The sequence below is a fragment of the Acidisoma sp. genome, assembly GCF_035492295.1.
Classification (GTDB): domain Bacteria; phylum Pseudomonadota; class Alphaproteobacteria; order Acetobacterales; family Acetobacteraceae; genus Acidisoma.
On the sequence record NZ_DATJJK010000203.1, the window covers coordinates 1 to 5,640 of the forward strand.

Here is a 5,640-nt window from a genome sequence, read left to right on the forward strand (position 1 = left end):
GCGAAGATCATCGGAGGCCCCGGCGAGGGAAGAAAGCCCTTTGCTCAGGCTCGGCAGCAACGCCTGATGTGACTCGGTTGTCGGACTGGTTGCGGACATAACGGCCTCCGATAGAGAAAACGCTTGCTGCACCCCGACGAGATCGGGGTGCAGCAACGGGACTGGTGTTCAGTCGAAAAACGCGAGCTCAGAACGGGATATCGTCGTCCAGGTCGCCGGGGGAACCGGCGGGCCTTGAGCCTTGGGGGCGCTCGTCGCCATGGCCACCGCCGTTGCGACGGCTCTCGAGCATCATCAGCTTGCCGTTGTACGGCTGCAGCACGACCTCAGTGGAATAGCGGTCCTGACCGGTTTGATCCTGCCACTTCCGGGTCTGCAGCTTGCCTTCGATGTAGACCTTATCGCCTTTCTGCAGATACTTATCCGCGATATCGGCGAGGCCATTGCTGAAGATCACGACGCGGCTCCACTCTGTGCTTTCGCGCCGTTCACCGCTGCGCTTATCCGTCCAGCTCTCGCTTGTTGCGATCGAGAGGCTGACAATCTTGTCGCCGCCCTGGGTGCTACGCACTTCGGGATCGCGGCCGAGGTTGCCAATCAGGATCACCTTGTTCACTGAACCGGCCATCGTCTCATTCCTTTTCATTCCTGAGAGGGTACCCGGCACCGCGCCGGGCTTCATCCTCTCGGAGGCGGTCTGAGAAAACCGGAGCTGGGCTCGCCCGCCCCCGAGTGGTGCGGCTTGGTGCGGGAGCGAACAAAGTGAGCGACACGGCAGCGCCACGAGCCGAAGGCGCAACGCCCCTGCGTTGCGGGGATGCGGCAGCGGGAACGGTCCTGGTTTAGACCGCGCTTATTCGAGAGGGGAAGGAAGCCCACGGGGCTGCTGGGATTCGCGACGCACTTTCCTCCTTCTTCCTTCCTTGGATTTTTCAAAGGTTCCAATTTCGGTTTCTTTTAGACTTAGACGGCGTCTATCCGGCCGTGTCCCGCCACGGATCGCTCACCCTGATTTCGAGGCCGACAAAATGGCGGACGTTTCCCGTGGCGAGTGTCGCCTTGTTGGCGATGGCGATTCCAGCGATCAATGTATCCCGGAAGTCGACCGATCTTCCCGCGGCGGTGCGCCTCGCCGTGAGGATTCCGGCGGCCTCGGCGGCGGCATGGTCCAGTGGAGCGACACGCCCTTCGAGATCCTCGCGGATGAGGGCGTCGAAGGCCTCCTCGAGTTGACGGGTCTTACGGCCGTCTACGCGGCGCGCCAGACCGTAGCGGATCTCGAACACGTTGACGGAGGTCGTCCAGACCAGGGCGGGGTCCAAGCGGTCTAGCCAGCGCACGACGACCGGGTCCGGCTCGGTCAGCATGAGGGCCGAAAGGACATTCGTGTCGAGCAGGATCATTCGCCGAATTGCGCCGGTCGAGCGGCCTCGCCTCGCAGTTCCGGAACCGCTTCCGTCAGGCCGAGGCCCGCGAAGCGCCGCGCAATCCGACTGCCAAGCGGAGCCGCTGGAGAGGCGGGCGCGAGGGCCGCCGCCCGCAGAATTTCCCGGACCTCGGCTTCCAGGCTGTGCTTACGTACCTCGGCGCGCTTTTGCAGCCGCCGCTTTATGTCGTCATCCAGACCTCGCACGACAAGCTGCGCCATAGGTCTCTCCTGTTGATATCATGATATCATCTCCGCTGGCCGTATGCAATGACAGGGGAGGAGCTAGCCATCCCGCCCCGCCCAGACGCCGAGGCGAGCGCCGGGAGTATCTCAGCCGAACATCGATCCATGCTTCGTGGCGTTCATCTGCGGATTGGTTGGTGGCGGAGAGAGCTTCGCGTTGAGGCATTCCGGTGGGCAGAGCGTGCTTTCGGGGCTGTAGCCATCTTCACCGCGATAGATCGCAACACTCTCCGGTTGTCGGGTGGCGGACGTAGCACAAGGTCGGTAGCGCGTCGGCTGCATTATTGTTGGAAGTCATGACGGGGGCTCCAATGCCAAGGCGCGCGGCCACGCAGTGGCAGCGCGCCTTCTCTCCTCGCCGTTCATCTCCCGCTCTCCTAAACGGCAGACGCTTCAAGGAAGCGGTACAGGCTGAGCCGCAACGGTCTCTGAAGTCTCCCATGAGACGGCTTCCCTCGGGACGTAGGAGACCGAGGCGCCGATCCCCGTCGACCATGCCAAGGAGTTGGGGCCACCCGACACATGAAGCGATGCCCGTTCGACGGTATAGTCGAACTCTTCGAGAGCGCGCTTGAGCTGGGATGTTCGGCGCGACGGCGGTCTTCAGCGCGTCTCGCAGGGTTCGGATGTAGGTCACCGTACGCCTCCGTGATCGCATGGAGATCCGATCCCGACATTTTCGGTATCGTCAGAGCGCGGTGAGGCCTGCAGTTCCGCGACAAGGTCTTGGGCTTTCTGTCAGCAGGGAACATCCCAGCCGCCCTTAAAGCCGGCCCATCCCATGAGACTGTTCAGCACCCGCGGCAGCGCAGGGGCCTTGCAGATCAACTGCACATTGGCCCCGGTGATCGGGCAGATAGTCCCGAAATGCTTCCAACCGGCGATGCTGGCGACCTCGCCAGGGCGGCGTTGATCTCGTAGACGTAATATTCCGGCGATTCGGTGCCGGCGAGCGTCCAGGATTCCGGAGCGTTCATGTCGCTCCTCCATCGAGAAGGTTCAATGAGAGAAAGCAGGCGAGGATCAGGCCGAGACCTTGAAGGGCTGCTCGTCCTATTGGTCGGCCGTAGTGACCCGATCGCGTCTAACTCGGGCTGGCGCCCCTCATTGCGTAGTCGGGATGGAAGCTCAGAAGATAGTCGGCGATGCGTTGAGCATCGGCCGCCGCTCTGAAGATTTCCTTCTTGTCACCTCGAAGCTTCTTGAGCCAATGCGCTAGGTAAGCGGCACCATTGGTGAAGTCGCAATCTCTGATACCAAGCTCGGCGCAGATCATCATCTGTGCCAGTTCCACGCGTAACTCTTCTTGCGAATAAACTCTGGAGCCGAACCGACCAGACATGTCGCGGTTCAGTCTGTGGGCCGCTCCACTCCAATGTCCAAGCTCGTGCAGTTGGACACTCGACCAAGCTGCGGGAGACCTAAACGCATGCTGGGGTGGCATCTGCACATGGTCCGTCAAGGTCGAGTAGAATGCGCGATCCCCGCCGACGCGGACCTCGGCGCGACTGTTGCGGACGATCGTCTCCGCGGCGTCGGGTGCGCGCCATGGCGCTTCTTCGATGTCTGGCGGACAATAGTCCGGCACGCCATCGATCTGGCTGGCATGAAAGAGGGTGAAGGATCGCAGCAACGGGAACCATTTACCGCCTTCACCCCCATCACCGGCGGGGTCCCCCTCTCCGCGATCGATCTCGATCCGCCTGTAGAAAAAGCCCGTAACCCCGCGCGCACCTTTGCGCACCTGCCATTTGCGCTCCTGAGCTTGCTTGTACGTCGCCCAACGTGGATCGCTGGTGGCGAAGGCGAGTGGTGACATACCAAGTGTGAGCACGTTGATGCCGCGATACCGGACTCCGGTGACGATGTTTTGCGGCATGCTCGGGCCGCCGGCCTTGGCATTGTCCCAGGGCTGCCGCCAGGGTGGTGTGCCCGCTTCAAGGGCGGCAATGATCTGGTCGGTGGTCTCGGCGTAATGGTCGCGCGGATTTCGGGTCTCGCTGCGCATTGGGAGGTTTCCGATGGTTGTGGAACACCCCTTCCCCGCACGGCGCCCTGGCCGGCCGGGGCAAGGGCGCGCGTAGCGCGAGGCCGAAGGCCTTGACCCTTGCGGCGGTCGCGCCACGGCGCGGTAGCGAGTCCTTCTCCCCGCTCCTACTTCTTTCAGTTTCGCTGCTCACCTTTCTGACGCGTGATCTTTGCCGTTTTGCCAGCTTGGCTCGAAGGCCGACAACGACCTGATTATCACTGCGCCCCAAGACATCGGCGACAATGCTTGCGGTATGGACAGGATGAGGTCGGACGACCGGGCGGCGAGACGTTCGAAGTCGTTGTCTTTTGACGATCCAGATGTTCGAATCGGCGATCTTAAGTCTCCGGCAGACTAGCGCGCGCTACCACATCTGCAGCGCTGTTCGCGGTCAAAAGACCCGGCGAAAGCATGCGGCCGCGCTATCGTCACCTCATTGTTTGCTCACAATGGGGTAAGGGCACGAAGGTGAATTCATAACCATTCCGCTCGGCCGCCTACGACCCACCTACGGCATTGAGCAAAAGAACCACTGTGTTGGATTTCGGGCCGACAGGAGGCCGGCAACTTTCCTGTACGCGAAGGCCGAAGCGGTCCCTCTTGGCTGCGGTTCCCTGCGAGCGATTCTCTCAGATTGTCCCAAACGTTCGGTCATCGATCTAACCTCGCCGTAGCCTCAGCGCAAAGGACTTTCAGAAAGCGCACACTGTATGCTCGTCGCTAAGAGGTTGGTCTGGGCCGCGGGCGCAAAAACAAGATGTTTGCATCAAACCTAAAGTGCTGATGCTATTGTGATTTTTGATGCATGTGGGCGCGCGTCGACACGGACATTCTGGTCGGCAAGTTTACAAACCCGCCGGCCTCGCCGGCGCCAGCAGCGCCGCCTTCAAGAGCTGCCAGCCCAGGCCGTCACGGGATCAAGCGTCGCGGGTGGCTGTCAAGATCAGAAATCGTATTTGAAAAATGCGATGTCTTTTGCGTAGATCTCGCGTACAGCCTCAACCGTGTCCTGGTCCGTGTAATAGCTCCGATAATCCTGATCCTCGCGGTTTAGGCTCCGGTTGAGATGCATGTTCCGAATCGCTATATTCTGTCGTTCACGCAGATGCAACAAATCCGCTTCCATAGTCTCGCGGCGGCCCACGAAGTCGACGAGCGAGTCTCCGTCCGGAGAATGCGTAAAATAAGCCTGGGTCCACAGGGTTGTATCTAACTCCATCAGCTGCTCTCGCCGCTTCCAAAGCCAGCTACAGACAAAGTCATCAAAGCTCATGTCCAGAAGATCGCTGTATTTTTGGGGGCTCCAGACCCTGACATACTCCGTGTGACCCCGCCTCAACAAATGATAGGCGGAGACCAAACGATCCCAGGGATTGCGCACGAAGGTGAACTTAAAGCACTGCGAGAAGAACGCCTGATCGATGGCCCTATAATAAGCCGCTGAATGGTGGTCTGTCTTCTGGCCGTACAAGGCTATGGCGATCGATGTGCCTCCTGTCCTTGGCACGTGAATGAAAAGGATTTTCTTCGACCTGACATCATCGGGGATATCAACACCTGCAATATAGGAAATGTAACGGGCCGCCGAAGGATTTGAATTTCTGAATACTGTCTCCTTTAGAAGAAATACGTCGCTCTCTTTGAGGGTCTTCCGTATAGTCCGCCGGACCTGCGTGGTCGCAATCAGGCGAGCCCGCCCTATTAGCCGCATATAGGCTGGCCTGAGGTCGGAGCACAAAAAAGCAAGTTGCCCGGAGCAGGAGACCGCACGAGCATGCGGGCTTTCCACGTGCCCCTCCCTGATCCCGACATGAGCTACCTCTTGATCTCTTGACAGATTGCGAATGGACAACAAGTACGGTCTGCGCACGACCTTCATCTTCCGAGGCAATATCGCTGCAACCTGCCATTCGCAACAAAGCCTTAAGGAGTATGCGTG

At 60.0% G+C, this 5,640-nt stretch carries 5 protein-coding genes; all 5 read right to left on the minus strand.

The window, feature by feature from the left end; genetic code table 11:
- Positions 1–187 precede the first annotated feature (187 nt).
- Positions 188–628 carry a single-stranded DNA-binding protein gene (ssb, locus tag VL752_RS15735; RefSeq protein ID WP_325356805.1) on the minus strand — a complete coding sequence of 147 codons (441 nt, stop codon included), beginning with the start codon at positions 626–628 and terminating at the stop codon, positions 188–190.
- Between the two features lie 346 nt (positions 629–974).
- Positions 975–1,403: a type II toxin-antitoxin system VapC family toxin gene (locus VL752_RS15740; RefSeq protein WP_325356806.1), complete on the minus strand. Its 429-nt coding sequence runs from the start codon at positions 1,401–1,403 to the stop codon at positions 975–977.
- Positions 1,400–1,648, minus strand: a complete 249-nt coding sequence (locus tag VL752_RS15745) for a FitA-like ribbon-helix-helix domain-containing protein (protein ID WP_325356807.1) — start codon at positions 1,646–1,648, stop codon at positions 1,400–1,402. Before VL752_RS15745 ends, VL752_RS15740 begins: the two co-directional genes overlap by 4 nt.
- Before the next feature lie 1,108 nt (positions 1,649–2,756).
- Entirely contained in the window at positions 2,757–3,680 is a 924-nt protein-coding gene (locus VL752_RS15750; RefSeq protein WP_325356808.1) for an ArdC family protein, read from the minus strand.
- 964 nt (positions 3,681–4,644) lie between these two features.
- Positions 4,645–5,490, minus strand: a complete 846-nt coding sequence (locus VL752_RS15755; RefSeq protein ID WP_325356809.1) for a sulfotransferase family 2 domain-containing protein — start codon at positions 5,488–5,490, stop codon at positions 4,645–4,647.
- Between the last annotated feature and the right edge of the window lie 150 nt (positions 5,491–5,640).

Excerpts from the sequence above, each read along its gene's own strand:
- ssb (WP_325356805.1), bottom strand. The coding sequence starts at position 628 with ATGGCCGGTTCAGTGAACAAGGTGATCCTGATTGGCAACCTCGGCCGC.
- VL752_RS15740 (WP_325356806.1), bottom strand. The coding sequence starts at position 1,403 with ATGATCCTGCTCGACACGAATGTCCTTTCGGCCCTCATGCTGACCGAG.
- VL752_RS15745 (WP_325356807.1), bottom strand. The coding sequence starts at position 1,648 with ATGGCGCAGCTTGTCGTGCGAGGTCTGGATGACGACATAAAGCGGCGG.
- VL752_RS15750 (WP_325356808.1), bottom strand. The coding sequence starts at position 3,680 with ATGCGCAGCGAGACCCGAAATCCGCGCGACCATTACGCCGAGACCACC.